This is a genomic window from Pseudomonas sp. AB39(2026), from assembly GCF_059831485.1.
In genome coordinates this window covers 3,244,909-3,263,731 of sequence record NZ_CP195212.1, presented here as the reverse complement: position 1 = coordinate 3,263,731, position 18,823 = coordinate 3,244,909, and the positions used below count along the sequence as shown (strand labels likewise).

18 protein-coding genes are annotated in these 18,823 nt (G+C 59.2%); 11 read left to right on the top strand and 7 right to left on the bottom strand.

Annotated elements, in window-relative coordinates; genetic code table 11:
* The first annotated feature begins 66 nt into the window (after positions 1–66).
* From betC to ACSAMW_RS15080, 3 genes are all read left to right on the top strand, one after another.
* Positions 67–1,623: a choline-sulfatase gene (betC, locus tag ACSAMW_RS15090; protein WP_500590974.1), complete on the top strand. Its 1,557-nt coding sequence runs from the start codon at positions 67–69 to the stop codon at positions 1,621–1,623.
* Entirely contained in the window at positions 1,620–2,540 is a 921-nt protein-coding gene (gene choX / locus ACSAMW_RS15085; protein ID WP_500590973.1) for a choline ABC transporter substrate-binding protein, read from the top strand. Before betC ends, choX begins: the two co-directional genes overlap by 4 nt.
* Before the next feature lie 88 nt (positions 2,541–2,628).
* Positions 2,629–3,810, top strand: coding sequence for a type III secretion system effector protein (locus tag ACSAMW_RS15080; protein WP_500590972.1), 1,182 nt, complete (start codon positions 2,629–2,631; stop codon positions 3,808–3,810).
* Here ACSAMW_RS15080 and aroE read toward each other — a convergent pair.
* Both aroE and hemF read right to left on the bottom strand, forming a co-directional pair.
* The gene (gene aroE / locus ACSAMW_RS15075) at positions 3,807–4,625 is read right to left on the bottom strand and encodes a shikimate dehydrogenase (protein ID WP_500590971.1); all 819 of its coding nucleotides are present in this window, start codon (positions 4,623–4,625) and stop codon (positions 3,807–3,809) included. The genes ACSAMW_RS15080 and aroE overlap by 4 nt on opposite strands.
* Positions 4,626–4,634: 9 nt before the next feature.
* Complete coding sequence (gene hemF / locus ACSAMW_RS15070; protein ID WP_500590970.1) at positions 4,635–5,570, bottom strand: oxygen-dependent coproporphyrinogen oxidase; 936 nt, start codon at positions 5,568–5,570, stop codon at positions 4,635–4,637.
* Between the two features lie 152 nt (positions 5,571–5,722).
* On the opposite strand from hemF, the gene ACSAMW_RS15065 reads away from it, so the two are divergent.
* Positions 5,723–6,697: an NADPH:quinone reductase gene (locus tag ACSAMW_RS15065; protein ID WP_500590969.1), complete on the top strand. Its 975-nt coding sequence runs from the start codon at positions 5,723–5,725 to the stop codon at positions 6,695–6,697.
* 66 nt (positions 6,698–6,763) lie between these two features.
* Here the strand turns inward: ACSAMW_RS15065 and tsaC are convergent, their stop codons facing one another.
* The 3 genes from tsaC to ACSAMW_RS15050 form a co-directional block, all read right to left on the bottom strand.
* Positions 6,764–7,318: an L-threonylcarbamoyladenylate synthase type 1 TsaC gene (gene tsaC / locus ACSAMW_RS15060; RefSeq protein WP_500590968.1), complete on the bottom strand. Its 555-nt coding sequence runs from the start codon at positions 7,316–7,318 to the stop codon at positions 6,764–6,766.
* Positions 7,319–7,358: 40 nt separating this feature from the next.
* Entirely contained in the window at positions 7,359–8,471 is a 1,113-nt protein-coding gene (gene dprA / locus ACSAMW_RS15055) for a DNA-processing protein DprA (protein WP_500590967.1), read from the bottom strand.
* A gap of 79 nt (positions 8,472–8,550) precedes the next feature.
* Positions 8,551–9,576 (bottom strand): LysM peptidoglycan-binding domain-containing protein, encoded by a 1,026-nt coding sequence (locus ACSAMW_RS15050; protein ID WP_500590966.1) that lies wholly within the window; start codon positions 9,574–9,576, stop codon positions 8,551–8,553.
* A gap of 149 nt (positions 9,577–9,725) precedes the next feature.
* On the opposite strand from ACSAMW_RS15050, the gene def reads away from it, so the two are divergent.
* From def to ACSAMW_RS15025, 5 genes are read left to right on the top strand one after another with little or no spacing between them, the layout of a single operon-like run.
* Positions 9,726–10,232 carry a peptide deformylase gene (gene def, locus ACSAMW_RS15045; protein WP_500590965.1) on the top strand — a complete coding sequence of 169 codons (507 nt, stop codon included), beginning with the start codon at positions 9,726–9,728 and terminating at the stop codon, positions 10,230–10,232.
* Between the two features lie 58 nt (positions 10,233–10,290).
* A complete protein-coding gene (gene fmt, locus ACSAMW_RS15040) occupies positions 10,291–11,223 on the top strand; it encodes a methionyl-tRNA formyltransferase (protein WP_500590964.1) in 933 nt (310 codons plus the stop codon).
* Positions 11,220–12,533, top strand: a complete 1,314-nt coding sequence (gene rsmB / locus ACSAMW_RS15035; RefSeq protein WP_500590963.1) for a 16S rRNA (cytosine(967)-C(5))-methyltransferase RsmB — start codon at positions 11,220–11,222, stop codon at positions 12,531–12,533. The genes fmt and rsmB overlap by 4 nt, the downstream gene beginning before the upstream one ends.
* 10 nt (positions 12,534–12,543) lie before the next feature.
* Positions 12,544–13,917, top strand: coding sequence for a Trk system potassium transporter TrkA (trkA, locus tag ACSAMW_RS15030; protein WP_500590962.1), 1,374 nt, complete (start codon positions 12,544–12,546; stop codon positions 13,915–13,917).
* 13 nt (positions 13,918–13,930) lie between these two features.
* Positions 13,931–14,242, top strand: coding sequence for a tetratricopeptide repeat protein (locus tag ACSAMW_RS15025; protein ID WP_500590961.1), 312 nt, complete (start codon positions 13,931–13,933; stop codon positions 14,240–14,242).
* Here the strand turns inward: ACSAMW_RS15025 and ACSAMW_RS15020 are convergent.
* Positions 14,239–15,126, bottom strand: coding sequence for a lysophospholipid acyltransferase (locus ACSAMW_RS15020; protein ID WP_500590960.1), 888 nt, complete (start codon positions 15,124–15,126; stop codon positions 14,239–14,241). The genes ACSAMW_RS15025 and ACSAMW_RS15020 overlap by 4 nt on opposite strands.
* 46 nt (positions 15,127–15,172) lie before the next feature.
* Positions 15,173–15,742 (bottom strand): DNA-3-methyladenine glycosylase I, encoded by a 570-nt coding sequence (locus ACSAMW_RS15015; RefSeq protein WP_500590959.1) that lies wholly within the window; start codon positions 15,740–15,742, stop codon positions 15,173–15,175.
* 79 nt (positions 15,743–15,821) lie between these two features.
* On the opposite strand from ACSAMW_RS15015, the gene glyQ reads away from it, so the two are divergent.
* Both glyQ and glyS read left to right on the top strand, forming a co-directional pair.
* A complete protein-coding gene (gene glyQ / locus ACSAMW_RS15010) occupies positions 15,822–16,769 on the top strand; it encodes a glycine--tRNA ligase subunit alpha (RefSeq protein ID WP_168085511.1) in 948 nt (315 codons plus the stop codon).
* Positions 16,766–18,820: a glycine--tRNA ligase subunit beta gene (gene glyS / locus ACSAMW_RS15005; protein ID WP_500590958.1), complete on the top strand. Its 2,055-nt coding sequence runs from the start codon at positions 16,766–16,768 to the stop codon at positions 18,818–18,820. Before glyQ ends, glyS begins: the two co-directional genes overlap by 4 nt.
* Positions 18,821–18,823: the final 3 nt, after the last annotated feature.

Here is an 18,823-nt window from a genome sequence, read left to right as displayed (position 1 = left end):
CGGGATTTACCGCCAGCCTTGCTGGCCTGCATGCTGAAAGAAAGCTCACTGGCATAAGGTCCCCGTATGGAACGCCCTCACACGGCCAAGCGCAAGCACATTCTATTCATCATGGCTGACCAGATGGCAGCGCCCATGCTGCCGTTTTATCAGTCGTCTCCGCTCAAGATGCCTCACCTGTCACGCCTGGCTGAAGAAGGGGTGGTGTTCGACTCGGCTTACTGCAACAGCCCGCTTTGCGCGCCATCACGCTTTACGCTGGTCAGCGGGCAATTGCCCAGCCGTATCGGTGCCTACGACAACGCTGCAGACTTTCCTGCCGACGTTCCGACCTATGCGCATTACCTGCGTCGCTTGGGCTATCACACAGCCCTCTCCGGCAAGATGCACTTCTGCGGGCCAGACCAACTGCACGGTTATGAGGAGCGTTTGACCAGCGATATCTACCCTGCCGATTACGGCTGGGCTGTGAACTGGGATGAGCCGAACGATCGGCCCAGCTGGTATCACAACATGTCTTCTGTGCTTCAGGCAGGCCCATGCGTGCGGACCAACCAGCTCGATTTCGATGACGAAGTGGTATTCAAGGCTCGCCAATACCTCTACGACCATGTCCGCAAAGGCACCGACCAGCCGTTCTGCCTGACAGTGTCCATGACCCACCCCCACGACCCTTACACCATCCCGCGCCAGTACTGGGATCGCTACAACGAGGCCGACATTCCTCTGCCGGGTATAGCACCGGCCCAGGACACCGTTGACCCTCATTCCAAACGCCTGATGAAGGTATACGACCTGTGGGACAAGCCACTGCCAGAACACAAGGTACGCGATGCTCGCCACGCCTATTTCGGTGCGTGCAGCTACATTGATGACCAAGTAGGCAGCCTGCTTTCCGTACTGGAAGACACCGGCCTGCTCAAGGATACGATTGTGGTATTCAGTGGCGACCATGGCGACATGCTGGGTGAGCGTGGCCTGTGGTACAAGATGCACTGGTTTGAAATGGCAGCGCGGGTCCCGCTATTGGTATGGGCGCCCGGTACGTTTGAACCTGGGCGCGTAAAGGCCAGTGTTTCCACTGTCGACCTGTTGCCCACGCTGGTAGAGCTGGCGGGCGGTGAGCCGATGCCTGAGTTGCCATTGGACGGCCGTTCGTTGGTGCCGCACCTGATAGGAGAGGGTGGGCATGACGAAGTGTTTGGTGAATACATGGCTGAGGGTACAACCAGCCCGCTAATGATGATCCGCCGGGGCAATTACAAATTCATCTACAGTGAAACAGATCCTTACTTGCTGTATGACGTACACAACGACCCAAAAGAGCTTGAGAACCTGGCCACTTCACTGGACCACGCTCAGGTGCTGGCAGCCTTCGTGATCGAAGCCCAGGCCAAATGGGATATGCCACAGATCCACCACCAGGTACTGGCAAGCCAGCGTCGCCGCCGTTTTGTAGGGCATGCCTTGACGCTGGGCACGCTCAAGAGCTGGGACCACCAGCCACTGGTAGATGCCAGTCAGCAGTACATGCGCAACCATATCGACCTAGACGATCTGGAGCGCAAGGCGCGTTTTCCGCAACCCTGCCCATTAAACGAGAACGAAGGGGGAAGACCATGAAAACCTTATCCACCGTGCTGTTGGTTGCAACGTGCAGCGTCGCTGCTTCAGTAGGGCAGGCAGCCGACAGCTGCAGCCCTGTCAAAATGGCCGACCCTGGCTGGAGTGATATTGCTGCAACCAATGCCTTGGCTGGCGTGGTTCTGGAAGGCCTGGGCTACAAAACCAAAGTAGACTCGCTGGCTGTTCCTATTACCTATGGCGGACTGCGTGATGGACAGGTGGATGTATTCCTCGGTAACTGGATGCCAGCGCAGAAGGGGTTCGACGAACAGTTCGTGGCCAACGGAAAAGTGACACGCCTGGCCGAAAACCTGAAAGGGACCGAGTTCACCCTGGCCGTTCCCGATTATGTGTATGAGGCAGGCGTCCATGATTTCAAAGACCTGAACCGGTTTGCCGACAAGTTTGGCCACAAGATCTATGGCATCGGTTCGGGTGCGCCCGCTAACCAGTCCATTGCCGACATCATAAAGAAAAACGATTTTGACCTTGGGCAATGGAAGCTGGTGGAGTCCAGTGAGCAGGCCATGCTGGCAGAAGTGAACCGCGCCGTGAAAAGCCAGCGGTTCGTGACCTTCCTGGGCTGGACACCCCACCCCATGAACGTGAAGCTGAAAATGCATTATCTCACCGGTGGCGAAGCCTACTTCGGCGCTTCCGGAAGCGTGTATACCCTGACGCGCAATGGTTACGCCGACGCCTGCCCAGAAGTGGCCAAGCTGTTCAGCCAGATGACCTTCACCCAGGAGATGGAAAACGCCATCATGGCGGAAGTGGCTGATAGCAAAGTCAGCAATACGGTAGCGGCCAAAGCCTGGCTCAAGGCTCACCCGGAGGTTCTAAAGAGCTGGCTGGCTGGCCTGAAAACCATGGACGGCAAAGAAGCCTTGCCTGCAGTGACCGCTACGCTGTAATCACCTGAGCCATACATCTCTACCGCCTCGGTAAAAGTCTCTGTACGTAACCTTCCTGGCTCATCATTTCGAACCAGGAAGGCCAATCATGCGAACACCCGCGCTGTTCATCGCTGGCAATGAGACAGGTTATTTCCAAGAAGCTTTCGACGACGACGCCTACCCCCACCATGTGGTCCGGCACACACGCATTTATTCCGGTGACAAGCTGGAGATCAGCCGAGAGCATTACTTGCCTGCGCGTAATGGGTTGGTCACATTCATTGACAGGCTCATTTTCAAAAGCACGGCATCGCAAAACGAGATCAAGCTGACACAGTATCTGTGTGTTACTCGCTTGACCATCAATGGCCAACGGTTCGCGGTACGCCTGGAGCCAGGCCAGGCCCTTTGCCTGGACGCTCAAGGTGGTTCATTGAATCTGCAGGTCGCTGCAGACGTGGATTGTCCCTTGGTGATCTATACAGGAAATGGACCCGCGCGCCTCCAGACCGGGGCGGGGCTAGCTGAAGTCCACTTGGGCCAGGGAAACCATCATGTGACCGTTGGCGAAGGCCTGGCCTTTATTCAAGCCGCTGAGCCAGACCAAGTAGTGATCGACGGCTATTACCTTAAGGGTGCTCCTGGCGACAGTGCGGTGCTGGTACGCAATGCAGAAGGCGATGATCTGCTGGCTGCGCCAGTGCCCGACGAGGCACGAACACTCGGGGCAGAAGGCCTTGAGGTCACAGGCACCGACCGGTTCAAGCAGGAAGTTGAAAGCTACCTGCAACTGTTACGTCGCTTGCCCATCGGGCGCACCCTGCTGGCTGCCCTGGAGCGCCCGGGGCGTGGCTATCCCGTACGTATCACCGAGCAGACAGGTATTGGCTGGACAGCCTACCTACCCTCAACCGAGGAAAGCGACGAAGGCTCTCATTTCATAGACAACGGCAGGCCTGGGCTGGGCTTTAGTGGCGGTACGCTTCTATTCGCGCCCTACCGCGCTGGAACTGTAGAGCTACCGCTACTGGAGCTTTACCGAAGCTTATGCATGGCCTGGAACTCCATCAATGGCACCGTTTTCAGAGGTGAAGTACGCGTGAAGTACCGTGGCCGTGACATCGATGTTCCAGCCTGCGAGCTGCAAGCTATCGGGGTCGCCACAGGCCTGGCCCCTTATGCATTCGATACCGAAAAGGACAGCATTGCGCTGGATACCAACCCGTTTCCTTTCAACGAGAATGCCCTGCGCAAGGCGCTAGACCTGCCGCCCTTTACGTTCCGCTAAACGCTACCTTCGCGTAGCGCCTGCAGTACGGGTGCGGTGGACACGTCTACACCGCGCCACCTGCGGAACGCTACTGCCGCCTGCTCAACCAGCATGCCAAGGCCATCGATTGCCTGCCACGCCCCGTTTTCCAATGCCCAGGCATTGAACGGTGTGAGGGAGGCGCTGTACATCATGTCGTAGCACGCAGTATGGCCAGGCGTGACTAAGCCAGCCGGCAAGGGTGGCAACTCACCTGCCAGGCTGGCGGCCGTGGCATTAATGATCAAATCCACAGGCCCCTGCAGCGCCTGGAACGAACAGGCAGACACCGGGCCAAGCGAACCAAACAGCTCTGCAAGGGCGTGTGCCTTTTCAACCGTGCGGTTGGCGATTACCAGAGAGGCCGGCTGCTGGTCCAGCAAGGGCTCTATCACACCACGTGCTGCTCCACCGGCCCCCAGCAGCATAATGCGTGCGCCCTTCAAGGGTATGCCGCAATTGTGCAACATATCACGTACAAGGCCCTCTCCGTCCGTGTTGTCACCCTCCAGCCGCCCATCCCCAAGGCGGCTAAGCATGTTCACTGCGCCTGCGCGTTCCGCGCGTGGCGTCCGTATGTCACACAGGCGCCAGGCTTCTTCTTTGAAAGGTACTGTTACGTTACCGCCCAGGCCCTGTTCGAAAAACGCCCGGGCTGTAGCGGAAAAGGCATCCAGAGGCGCAAGTAGCGGGCTGTACTCCATGACCTGAGCCGTTTGTTCGGCAAAGCACGCATGGATATAGGGCGACTTGCTATGCCCTATGGGGTTACCGAATACAACATAGCGGTCCATCTGTACTCCTCAGGGCTTCAGGCCCACAGCTGGTCCCTTCCCTAACCAATCACGGTCCTGCAGGAAGTACTCGGTCAGGCGAGCCTCCTCAGTGCCAGGCTCGGGTTTCCAGTCGTAGCCCCAGCGTACGGTGGGGGGCAATGACATGAGAATCGACTCAGTACGCCCGCCCGACTGCAGGCCAAACAACGTGCCACGGTCATACACCAGGTTGAACTCAACATAACGGCCACGTCGAAATTCCTGGAAGGCTTTTTGCTGATCGGTCCAGGGCGTATCCCGACGGCGCTTCACGATAGGCAGGTAGGCCTCAATGTAGGCATCACCAATCGCCTGCATAAAGGCAAAACTGGTATCAAAGTCCCAATGGTTGAGGTCGTCGAAAAACAACCCACCCACCCCACGAGGTTCATTACGGTGCTTGAGGTGGAAATAGCGGTCGCACCAGGCTTTGTAATTGGAGTACACCTCTTCGCCAAACGGTGCGCAGGCCTGTTCAGCCACCCGGTGCCAATGAATACAGTCCGCCTCATTGCCATAGTAGGGCGTAAGGTCGAACCCGCCGCCAAACCACCATACGGGCGCTTCGCCTTCTTTCTCGGCGATAAAGAAGCGCACGTTAGCGTGGGACGTCGGCACATGAGGGTTGTGGGGGTGCATAACTAGGGAAACACCCAGCGCCTCGAACCCACGCCCTGCCAGCTCGGGGCGATGGGCACTGGCCGAAGGCGGAAGGCCGGTCCCATACACGTGGGAAAAATTGACGCCCCCTTTTTCCAGTACCGTACCACTATCAATCACCCGCGTGCGGCCACCGCCACCTGCCGGGCGCGCCCAGGCGTCTTCAACAAAGCGGGCGCCGCCGTCTTCATCTTCCAAAGCCTTGCAGATGCGCTCTTGCAGGTCCAGCAGATAGGCTTTCACAGCCTCGGTGCGAGTGTTCATTGATTACCTCATGCACGCCTGTGTCCATGGCCAAGGGAAACGGCCAATGAAATCGGCGCGTAGCATACCACTGACAATTGCATGGGCAGTTGACGCCGGTCTATGGAAAGCGTCCGATAGGCCTTTCCCTTGAAAAGAAAAAGGAGACACCCATGGCAAAGCGCGTCCAGTTTTCCAGCAATGGCGGTCCCGAAGTACTCACACTCGTCGACGTTGAGCCGGCCGAACCCGGCCCTCTTGAAGTTCGGGTGCGGAATCACGCCATTGGCCTGAACTACATCGACACCTATTACCGCAGCGGCTTGTATCCCGCGCCATCGTTACCTTCCGGGCTTGGCACCGAAGCGGCTGGCGTGATCGAAGCCGTAGGTGCTCAGGTCACTGCGCTACAAGTGGGCGATCGCGTGGCCTACGCCGGTGGGCCCTTGGGGGCGTACAGTGAAGTCCATGTGCTGCCTGCTGCCAACGTAGTGAAGCTGCCAGACGCTGTAAGTTTCGAACAGGCCGCCGCGGTCATGCTCAAGGGCCTGACGGTACAGTACCTGCTACGCCAGACATACCGGCTCCAAAGTGGTGAGACCATCCTGTTTCATGCCGCCGCCGGAGGGGTAGGCCTGCTGGCCTGCCAATGGGCCACAGCGCTGGGTGCGAAGGTGATCGGAACCGTAAGCTCCACAGCAAAGGCTGAAAAGGCCAAGGCTGCGGGTGCTTGGGAAATTATCGACTACAGCCATGAGGACGTGGCTAAACGGGTGCTGGAGCTCACCGACGGCAAGAAATGCCCGGTGGTTTATGACGGCGTAGGTAAGGACACGTGGGAAACCTCTCTGGAGTGCGTGGCGCCGCGTGGGTTGTTGGTAAGTTTCGGCAACGCCTCTGGGGCGGTCAGCGGCGTGAACCTAGGCATACTGGCCAGCAAAGGCTCGCTTTACGTAACCCGGCCCACGCTGGGCACCTATGCAGTACCCGGCGCCTTGCAAGGCATGGCTGATGAGCTGTTCGATATGATTGCCAGCGGCAAGATTACTGTAGACATCAACCAGCGCTACGCACTTAGCGATGCCGCCAAGGCGCATACCGAGCTTTCCAGCCGCCTGACCACAGGGTCCAGCATCCTGCTGCCTTGACTGTTTTACAAGCGCCAGCCTGACCAGAAGCTGCGCAGGCTTATTCCGCCTGCAGGGCTGGCGCTGTCAGGGCCTCACTACCTCGCCACTGCGCAGGTCGCGGATTACACTCGGGCTTTTCCGCCCTCCCAGTGCCCCGCTCAGCACAACATCCACGTCGCCCCTGAAGTACTGCTCAACCCGTAACCGGCTGCGGGCAGGGGGGCGACCTTGGGGGTTGGCCGACGTTGAAACCAGTGGCCCCACCAGCGCGCACAGCTCCCGCACCAAAGGGTGGTCACTGACTCGCACCGCTACACTGTCGTGCTGGCCTGTGATCCATTCAGGCAGCAAGTTGCGGTGGGGTACCAACCAGGTATTGGGGCCCGGCCAGGTACTGGACATTTTGTCGAGCCACGCTTGAGGGAAATCTTCGAACAGGAAATCGAACTGCCGAATGTTGTCGGCAATCAGGATAACCCCTTTGTTCACCGATCGGCCCTTGATGGCCAGCAGACGATACATGGCCTCCTCGTTCCAAGGATCGCAGCCCAGGCCCCATACAGCTTCGGTTGGATAAGCGATCACTGCACCCGCCCGGACTTCTCGAGCGGCTTGCTGCACACGCCAGCTGCTTTCCATAGTTTGAGCCCCTTCATACCCCTGAATGCAGGCAGTGTAACTAGGCAGGGCGGCCAAACCAACGCCCGGCTTCACAAACCGCACGGCCCGCTAGCTCGTGTTCGGTAAGGGCAGCCAGTACCTTGGGCATGGGCCAGCACAGGCTGCTCGCCAATTGCTGGGCTGTCTGTGGCGCTGCCAGGAGTTGTCGCAAGAGAGGATCGCAAGGCACCGATGCACGTGCCGTTGTATCGTTATTGGGCAAAGGCCCCTGCCAGCCGCGCAGGCCTTCAAGGATATGCTGCACCGATTCCACCAGTTGAGCCCCATCACGAATCAGTTTATGGCAACCTTTCATGCCGGGATGATGAATCGAGCCAGGAATGGCAAATACCTCCCGACCTTGCTCGGCTGCCAGCCTCGCAGTAATCAGTGACCCGCTGGCAATATTGGCTTCCACTACGAGTACGCCCAAGGACAAACCACTGATAATGCGGTTGCGTTGTGGAAAGGTTTCTCGGGTAGGGGCCGTCTGCAGTGGGAACTCGGAAACCAATGCACCACCCTGGTCGACAATGGCTTGAGCCAAGCGAACATGGCGCTGTGGATAAAGTTTTTGGAGGCCACTGCCCAGTACGGCAATGGTGGCGCCGTTTACGTCCAGTGCCGCCCGATGTGCCGCACCATCGATGCCCGTCGCCAAGCCTGACGTGATCACAAAACCTGCGCCTGCCAAAGCCCGGGAAAAGGCTTTGGCGGTATCCAGGCCAGGGGCCGAAGCGCGACGGCTTCCCACAACCGCCAGCTGCGGGCGATCGAGCAAACCGGGTTCTCCGGCGATGAACAGTAGTGGGGGCGGGTTGGGAATTTCGCCCAGCAAGGCAGGATAATCAGGGCTGTCGAATCCCAGCACATGGTGCTGCGGTGAGTCTAGCCAATGAAGGGTGGCAGTGGCAGCCTCTCTTACGGCGATGTCGCCTCGTGCGCTGGCAGCAGCAAGGGGCATCCCCAATGCCCGCCAGGCTGCGGTCGGCGCACTTAACGCTGTACTGGCGCAACCAAAGGCGCTGACCAAGGTACGGAAATGGGCAGGCCCGATGTGAGGCAAGCGGTGCAACCGAAGGCGTGCTTCAAGCTCACCTAGTGCAGGGGTACAGGACGCAAACAAAGGCATATGATCATCCTTGATCGTTAGCCTCCACAGACCGTAGCAACCTGTGGATAACTATGTTTATAACTTTTTGGAATCCCCGCTATGGGTTCCTCACCTTGTCCTGAACTGCAAGGGAGCGACTAGCGGTCAGTACCAGCCCATAGCTCAATTTTTCATAGGCCCGGAATACCATCAACAGGCCTGCGCGCTCATCCGGCACCTTGACCTGATCGCCATTGAGGCGGTCGCGCACTGTTTCGCCTGTCTTGTAGATCGCCAGGACATTGCCTTCCTGCAATCCGTCCCGTTGCCCTTTGTCCAGCGTCACCACATCATACTTGCCAATCTGAGTGACACCGCGCGGTACGTCGATAATCTTCCCTTCAATTTGTGTCACTGGCGGGCTTGGGAAGAACGTGGAGTTGACGGCATGCTCTTCACCGGTGAACAGGCGATCGCCTAACCGCACCTCAGCATTGGAGCGTTGCAGGCTCAACGTTGCGATATCGCCTTCGGTAGCGACTACTTCGCCCCCACCGATGCTGTCGGCGTTGATGCCAAGCACCTCTTGGGTATCAGGGTCGGTATACACCTTGCCTTGGCGGAAGATGCCATACACCGTATGGGCCGGGTTGAACTGCCCACGCGCGTAGATCCGGTCCCCCATGCCACTGAGCACGCGCTCCTGGTTACCGGCCACGATATAAGGTGCGCTGTCGAACGCCGAGGCGCTGTCCACAATACGGTTATTGATCAGAAACGCGTTGATCGCCCCCAGGGGAATACTGGGTACAGCTTCGGCAACGGGAGTAGCGCGCACATGGGGCGACAGCCTGACCGTACCCCGTGACTGCCCTCGTTCAAGGAATAACTGGGGCTGGCCATTCACCATGCCCAGAATCAGCGAATCGCCGGGGTAGATCAGGTCTGGGTTGGCAATCTGGGGGTTGGCGTGCCAGATACGGGGCCACTGCCAGGGCTGGTTGAGAAATTTGCCTGAAATATCCCACAAGGTATCACCCTGCACCACGGTATAGCGCTGCGGATGGCCCTCGCGAAGCAGTTCGTCGCCTTGCGCCAGGCTTGCGCCGGCAAGCAGCAACAGGGCGAGTAATGATTTCCTCATGCCGTGAATCCCTTTATCATGTACGCATTCGTCAAACCCCGCCGCCGGCATGGCCTGTGTACCGCGGGGCTTTCCATGAGCAGCAGCTGCTCAACAAGCGCTCGGCGCCATTCCCACTGACTTTACCTTACAGTGCATCACTAAAGCATATGGCTATTTTAAACATCCTCGAATTTCCGGACCCACGCCTGCGCACCTTGGCCAAGCCGGTTGCAGTGGTGGACGACGAGCTGCGTACGCTAATCGACGACATGTTTGAAACCATGTACGAGGCGCCTGGCATCGGGTTGGCCGCTACCCAAGTGAATGTACACAAACGTGTCGTGGTCATGGACCTGAGCGAGGACCGCAGCGAGCCACGGGTTTTCATCAACCCCGAGTTCGAGTCGCTCACTGATGAAATGGACCAGTATCAGGAAGGCTGCTTGTCCGTTCCCGGTTTCTACGAGAACGTCGACCGCCCTCAGAAGGTAAAGGTCAAGGCCCTGGACCGCGACGGCAAGCCGTACGAGCTGATTGCCGAAGGCCTGCTGGCCGTATGTATCCAGCATGAATGCGATCACCTCAACGGCAAACTGTTTGTCGATTACCTGTCCACGCTCAAACGTGATCGAATCAAGAAAAAGCTCGAGAAGCAGCACCGCCAGCAGGTGTGACCTGCCCCGTGCCCAAGGGCTTGCTTCGGCAAGCCCTTTTCATTTCAGCGAGAAGCTCATGCGCCTAGTTTTTGCCGGTACCCCCGAATTCGCCGCCGAACACCTGCAAGCCTTATTGGGCAGTGCCCATCAGGTAGTGGCTGTGTACACCCAGCCGGACCGGCCCGCAGGGCGCGGCCAGAAGCTGATGCCCAGCCCGGTGAAACAACTGGCGCTGGCCCATGACATTCCTGTTTATCAACCACCTACCTTGCGTAACGTCGATGCGCAGGCTGAACTGGCAGCCCTTGCACCCGACCTTATGGTCGTCGTGGCGTACGGGCTTATTCTTCCTCAGGTGGTACTGGATATTCCCCGCCTGGGCTGCATCAATAGCCATGCGTCACTACTCCCGCGGTGGCGCGGTGCGGCGCCTATTCAGCGTGCCATCGAGGCCGGTGACAGCGAAAGCGGCGTTACCGTGATGCGCATGGAGGCAGGCCTGGACACTGGGCCAATGCTGCTCAAGGTGACCACGCCCATTAGCGGCCAGGACACCGGTGGCAGCCTGCACGACCGCTTGGCCAAGCTGGGCCCACCTGCGGTGCTTGAAGCCATTGCCGGCCTGGCAGCAGGTACCTTAGAGGGCGAGGTGCAGAACGACACCCAGGCCACCTATGCCCATAAGTTGAACAAGGAAGAAGCACGCCTGGATTGGTCTCGCCCGGCCATCGAACTGGATCGGCAAGCACGCGCGTTTTTTCCATGGCCCGTTTCTCACAGCCTGTTGCACGGTGAAGTGGTTAAGGTACTGGCTGCCCATGCAGAAGAAGGTGTCGGCGCGCCTGGCGAAATAATCGCCGCCGGCAGGGATGGGCTCACAGTGGCCTGCGGTGAGGGCGCATTGTGCGTGACCCGCCTGCAACTGCCAGGGGGAAAACCGCTGGCCTTCGCTGACCTGTACAACAGCCGCCGTGAGCACTTCAGCGTTGGCATGGTGTTGGGCCAATGAACCCGCGCTTGGCTGCAACACATGCATTGGCCGCAGTGCTCAGCGGTAAAGCCTCGCTCAATGGTGCGCTGCCAGCGCAATTGGCCCGTGTAGAACCGCGGGACCGCGGGCTGGCCCAAGAGTTGGCGTTTGGTACAGCTCGCTGGGAACCACGCCTGGCTCTGTTGGTGGAGCACCTGCTGCAAAAGCCCTTCAAGGCTGCTGACGCAGACCTTCACGCGCTGGTGCTACTGGGCCTTTACCAATTGTTCTATACCCGTGTACCTGCCCACGCAGCCATCGCTGAAACCGTAGGCTGTGCCGACAAGCTCAAAAAGCCTTGGGCCAAGGGCCTGCTCAATGCCGTACTTCGTCGAGCCCAACGTGAAGGGGAGGCATTGCTGGCCGGGCTGGAGCGCGACCCCGTGGCCCGTACTGCACACCCTCGCTGGTTGCAGAAGGCTTTGAAGGCCGCCTGGCCGGACCATTGGGAAACCCTGTGCGACGCCAACAATCAGCACCCGCCCATGACACTGCGTGTGAACGCTCGCCATAACACCCGTGACGGCTACCTGGCGCTACTGGCGGATGCACAAATTGCTGCTACCGCCTGCCGCTTCAGTTCGGACGGTATCACCTTGGCAAGCGCTATGGATGTGACGGGCTTGCCAGGGTTTGCCGAGGGGTGGGTAAGTGTGCAGGACGAGGCCGCTCAATTGGCCGCCGGCCTGCTGGACCTCAAGCCCGGCCAGCGGGTGTTGGACGCTTGCTGTGCGCCTGGCGGCAAAACCTGCCACATTCTGGAAAGCATGCCAGGGCTGAGCCATGTGCTAGGCATCGACCTGGAGGCCAAACGGCTCGGCAGGGTGGAGGAAAACCTTTCACGCCTGGGCTTGAGCGCTGACCTGCGCGCAGCGGATGGCCGAGACACTGCTGCCTGGTGGGACGGTACACCGTTCCAGCGTATCTTGCTGGACGCCCCCTGTTCGGCCACGGGGGTGATCCGCCGTCACCCGGACATCAAACTCACACGGCAGGCCGATGACATTGCTGCACTGGCCCACCTGCAAGGCGAGTTGCTGGATGCCTTGTGGGGCACCTTGGAAGTGGGCGGTATTCTGGTGTATGCCACTTGTTCAGTACTGCCCATGGAGAACAGTGACACCCTGGCAGCTTTCCTGGGGCGTACCCCAGGGGCCCGCGAGCTGGACCTGGCCACTGAAGCCGGAGTTCGCCAACCCCACGGGCGCCAGTTGTTCCCGCAGAATGGCGGGCACGACGGGTTCTATTACGCCAAACTGATGAAAATCGCCGCGTCGAGCGGCCGTTGAGCGAACCGAAGTGAAAATCATCATTCTGGGTGCGGGCCAGGTGGGCGGCACCTTGGCTGAACATTTGGCTGGCGAGGCCAACGACATCACTATCGTTGACACGGACAGCGAGCGCCTGCGCAGCCTGGGCGATCGTCTGGACATCCGCACGGTTCAGGGCAAGGCGTCATTCCCCGCCGTACTGCGCCAGGCCGGCGCAGACGATGCCGATATGCTGGTCGCCGTCACCAATAGCGATGAAACCAACATGGTGGCCTGTCAGGTGGCCTACACCCTGTTTCACACGCCCCGGCGCATTGCGCGCGTCCGAGAGGCGGCGTACCTGACCAACACTGAACTGTTTGCCAACGCTGCCATTCCAGTGGACGTACTCATCAGCCCTGAGCAGGTGGTCACCCACCATATCAAGCGGCTGATCGAGCATCCCGGCGCGTTGCAGGTGATCGATTTCGCAGGCGGCAAGGCCCAGCTCGTGGCGGTGCGCGCTTACTACGGCGGGCCGCTGGTCGGGCAGCAACTGCGACAGATCCGCCATCACATGCCTGATGTGGAAACACGAGTAGCCGCCATTTTCCGTCGCGACCGGCCTATCCTTCCACGTGGCGACACGGTCATTGAGGCCGACGACGAAGTGTTCTTCATCGCGGCCAAGGCGGACATTCGTGCCGTCATGGGTGAGCTGCGAGGCCTGGACATGAACAACAAACGGGTCGTTATTGCCGGAGGAGGGCATATCGGTGAACGCCTGGCTGATGCCATTCAGGGCCGTTACCAGGTCAAGATCATCGAAATGAATGCAGCACGCTGCCGCTATCTCTCCGAAAACCTCAATAGCACCGTAGTGCTGCAAGGCAGCGCGTCAGACCGTGATCTGATGGTCGAAGAAAACATTGCTGATGCGGACATCTTCGTCGCCCTCACCAATGACGATGAGGCCAACATCATGTCATCACTGCTGGCCAAACGGCTCGGCGCGCGCAAGGTAATGACGCTGATCAACAATGCAGCCTATGTGGACCTGGTGCAGGGCGGCGAGATCGACATTGCCATCAATCCGCAGTTGGCCACCATTGGTAGCCTGCTGACCTACGTGCGCCGTGGGGACATCGTGAGTGTGCACTCTCTGCGCAGGGGCGCGGCAGAGGCCATAGAGGCCATTGCCCACGGGGACGCGCGGTCAAGCAAGGTAGTCGGCCGTACACTCAACACCATCACCATGCCGCCGGGCACCTCCATCGGCGCCATCATCCGGGATCAGGAAGTGATCATTGCCCGCGCCAGTACTGTGATCGAGAGCGGTGACCATGTAATCCTGTTTGTGGTGGACAAAAAGTACATCCGTGATGTGGAAAAGCTATTCCACGTCGGGCTGAGTTTTTTCTGAGGAAGGTCAAGCCATGATCACGTCGTTGGAAAACATGCTTGCCAAGGGTGTGGATAACGCGTTGCTGCGGTTCGGCCTTGGCAAAGGCTACCTGGATGCAGGTAACGGTGAGCAGGCAGCCGAGCACTTGCGCAGGTGCGTGGAACATGACCCCAACTACTCTGCGGCCTGGAAGCTGCTGGGAAAGGCCTTGCAGTTGCAAGGCGACCTGCCCGCCGCACGCATTGCCTGGGCTCAAGGCATTGCGGCGGCGCAGGCCAAAGGTGACAAGCAGTCAGAGAAAGAGATGAATGTATTCATCCGCAAACTGGACCGCAGCCTTTAATACCAGCGGGCCTCGCCAGCAGGCCGCTTCTTGAAACGCTTCATGCTCCACATGTATTGGCTTGGGTAAGCACGCACGTAGTCTTCCACCACCTGGCTCATGGCGGCAGCGGATACCTCCACGTCTGTGCTGTACATGGCCTCGGGCGCGGCTTTGAGCATCACCTTGAAGCCTGAACCGCCCGGCAGGCGTACCGCATGAAGGAAAACACCCACAGCCTTGCCACCGGCGAGCATGTTGGGCACGAACTTGCTGGTAAGGGCCTGGGTGCCCAGGAAGGGCACAAACACCCCGGCAGACTCCGCCGGTTCAGGGTCTGCTGGAATACCGACCTGGCCACCTTTGCGTACTTCCTTAATCACGCTAAGGATGCCTTCCTTGGTGGACGCCGCCACACGGTTACCTAGCTGAACTCGCTGCTTTTGCAACAGCTCGTCCACCGCCTTGAGCTTGGGCGGGCGGTAGAAAATAATCGGTTTGCACTGGCTGCAATAGAAGTGGTTGAGCACTTCCCAATTGCCCAGGTGGCTAGTGATGCCCACCACGCCTTTGCCGGTGGCAAGCGCCGCTTCGAGCACTTCCAGGCCCTCCACCTCATGAATCAGCGCCAGCGAACGCTCGGCTGGCCAGATCCAGGCGCAGGCGCTTTCCGTGAAAGAACGGCCGATGTCCTTCAGGCTTTGCCCAGTCAACCGCTCGCGCTCGTCGGCCGAGAGTTCCGGGAAGCATTTAGCCAGGTTGATACGCACTACGTCTCGCGAACGGTTAGGCAGTTTCCACATCAGCCAACCAATGCCTGCACCTACGGCCTGCACGCCACCCCATGGCAGCATTGCAAAGGCCTTGAGCACGCCGACCATTACGGCGCCCTTCAACTTTTCCACAGTTCAATCCCCTCGTCACTCGCGCGCCATTCTACCCCAGGTCGACCTACCCCAGGTCGATAGGTACGCGGCTCAGTGCAGGATAACGATCGCAGTCTGTGGTGTGGTCCATCACCATGCCCGAAGCCTGCATGAACGCATAACAGATCACCGGCCCCACAAAACTGAAACCCGCCTTTTTCAAGGCCTTGCTCATGGCTTGGGCCTGGGATGTTTGCACAGGTACTTCGCTAGGGTCGGCAAAATGGTTGATCAAGGGCGCGTTGCCTACGAAAGACCATAAGAAACCTACCGGGTCTTCAAGCCGAAGCCAAGCTTGTGCATTCTGGCGCGCCGCCTTGAGTTTCAGGCGGTTGCGAATGATGCCGGTATCCTGCATGCGCAGTTCCAGCTCTTCGTCGGTCATGCGGGCCAGACGGGCTGCGTCGAAACCGAACAGCACTTCACGGTAACGCTGGCGCTTCTTGAGAATAGTGATCCAGGACAGCCCTGCCTGGAACCCTTCGAGCACCAGCAACTCGAACAGCCGCTGCGGGTCGCGCAGTGCAACACCCCATTCGTGATCATGGTACTGCTGGTAAAGCGGGTCGGCGGTACACCAAAAGCAGCGTGGCATAAGGCTCCGGGCTGGTGGGGATAACGAATCGCGGTATACTCCCGCTCTTTAATTCGCAGCCCAAGATACAGGTGAATTTGTGAACCAGCCTACGCCAGCCGTGCGTACCTTCCAAGACTTGATTCTGGCCCTGCAACAGTACTGGGCCGGGCAAGGTTGCGTGGTGCTTCAGCCTTACGATATGGAAGTAGGCGCAGGCACCTTTCACACCGCTACCTTCCTGCGCGCCGTAGGGCCGGAAAACTGGAACGCTGCCTACGTGCAGCCCAGCCGGCGCCCGGCCGATGGCCGCTATGGGGAAAACCCCAACCGCCTACAGCATTACTACCAGTTCCAGGTAGTGCTCAAGCCCAATCCGGAAAACTTCCAAGAGCTGTACCTGGGCTCGCTGCGCCACATAGGCCTGGACCCTACCGTGCACGACGTGCGCTTCGTGGAAGACAACTGGGAGTCCCCAACCCTGGGTGCATGGGGCCTGGGTTGGGAGGTGTGGCTCAATGGTATGGAAGTCACACAGTTCACGTACTTCCAGCAGGTTGGCGGTCTCGAATGCTATCCGGTCACGGGTGAAATCACTTATGGCCTTGAGCGCCTGGCCATGTACCTGCAAGGCGTAGACTCTGTCTATGACCTGGTTTGGGCAGACGGCCCCTTCGGCAGGGTCACGTATGGCGATGTGTTCCACCAGAACGAAGTGGAGCAGTCCACGTACAACTTCGAACACGCCAATGTGGAAAAGCTGTTCGAACTGTTCGACTTCTACGAAAGCGAAGCGAATCGCCTGATCGAGCTGCAGCTTCCGCTGCCCACCTATGAAATGGTGCTCAAGGCTTCGCATACCTTCAACCTGCTGGATGCACGCCGCGCTATTTCCGTCACCGAGCGGCAGCGTTACATCCTGCGTGTGCGGGCCCTGGCCCGTGCCGTTGCACAAAGCTACCTGCAAGCGCGTGCGCGCCTGGGCTTCCCCATGGCCACGCCTGAAATACGAGATGAAGTGTTGGCTAAGCTGGAGGCTGCACAATGAGTGCGCAAGATTTTCTGGTCGAACTCGGCACCGAAGAGCTGCCCCCCAAGGCCCTCGCAACGTTGGGCGAAGCGTTTCTTGCCGGTATTCAGAAAGGCCTGCAGGCCGCAGGCCTGACCTACGCCAGCAGCCGCTACTACGCTGCCCCGCGGCGCCTGGCGGTACAGGTGCTAGGGTTGCAGACCCAGCAAGCTGACCGTAGCGTGAACCTGGATGGCCCGCCTCGTCAGGCGGCCTTCGATGCTGATGGCAACCCTACCCAGGCAGCCTTGGGTTTCGCCCGCAAGTGCGGCGTGGACATCAGCGAAATCGACCAAAGCGGCCAGAAGCTGCGCTATAGCCAGACCATCACCGGCAAGCCCACGGTTAGCCTACTGCCTACCATCGTGGCGGACTCGTTGACGGACTTGCCTATTCCCAAGCGCATGCGCTGGGGCGTGCGCAAGGATGAGTTTGTGCGCCCAACCCAATGGTTGGTGATGCTGTTCGGTGAGCAAGTAGTAGACTGCATGCTCCTGGCGCAACGCGCGGGGCGCGAGTCCCGTGGGCACCGCTTCCACTATCCACACAACGTGCGGATCAATTCGCCTGCCAGCTACGCTGATGACCTGCGCAAGGCCTACGTACTGGCCGATTTCGCCGATCGCCGTGAACTCATTCGCAAGCGCGTAGACGAGCTGGCTGCCCAGCAGATGGGCAAGGCCATCGTCCCGCCTGCGCTGCTCGATGAAGTGGCCTCCTTGGTGGAGTGGCCCGTACCGTTGGTGTGCTCATTCGAAGAGCGGTTCCTGGACGTCCCTCAGGAAGCCCTGATCACTACCATGCAGGATAACCAGAAGTACTTCTGCCTGCTGGACGCCGCTGGCAAGTTGCTTCCACGCTTCATCACCGTTGCCAACATCGAAAGCCGCGACCCTCGGCAAATCGTTGAAGGTAACGAAAAGGTAGTACGCCCACGCCTGACAGACGCCGAGTTCTTCTTCAACCAAGACAAGCGTCAGCCTCTGGAAAGCTTCAACCACCGGCTACAAAACGTGGTATTCCAAGCCCAGTTGGGTACGGTATACGACAAGGCACAGCGGGTGTCCAAGCTGGCTGCCTTTATTGCCGCCCGCATCGGTGGCAATGTGGAAAACGCCGCGCGTGCCGGATTGCTCAGCAAATGCGACCTGGCCACTGAAATGGTAGGCGAGTTCCCGGAAATGCAGGGTATAGCAGGTTACTACTACGCCCTGCACCACGGCGAACCCGCAGACATCGCCCAAGCACTGAACGAGCAGTACATGCCCCGCGGCGCAGGCGCCGAACTGCCGCAAACGCTAACAGGCGCAGCGGTCGCCATTGCTGACAAGCTGGATACCCTGACCGGTATCTTTGGTATCGGCATGTTGCCCACCGGCAGCAAGGACCCTTACGCCCTACGCCGCGCGGCCTTGGGTGTACTGCGTATTCTGATCGACAAGCAGCTGGACTTGGACCTGACAGAAACAGTGGCTTTCGCGGTGTCCTTGTATGGTGCCAAAGTAGAGGCTGCTGCCTTGGCCGATCAGGTACTTGAATTTGTATTTGATCGCCTGCGTGCGCGTTATGAAGACGAAGGTGTGGATGTCGCCAGCTACCTGGCTGTTCGTGCGCTCACGCCAGGCTCTGCGCTGGACTTTGACCAGCGGGTTCAAGCAGTGCAGGCGTTCCGTCGCTTGCCTGAGGCTGAAGCCTTGGCTGCAGTGAACAAGCGTGTTTCCAACCTGCTGGGCAAGGCTGATGGTGCGGTAGCTACCACTGTAGAGCCCAAGTACTTCGATAACGCCCATGAGTTCTCGCTGTACTCGGCTATCCAGCAGGCAGACCACGCGGTTCAGCCCATGGCCCAGGCTCGTCAGTACAACGAAGCACTGGCCCGCCTGGCGGCGTTGCGCGAACCGGTGGATGCGTTCTTCGAGGCCGTGATGGTCAACGCCGAAGATGCGAACGTACGTGCCAATCGTTACGCCCTGCTGGCGCGGTTGCGTGGCCTGTTCCTAGGTGTCGCAGATATTTCGGTGCTGGGCTAAGCC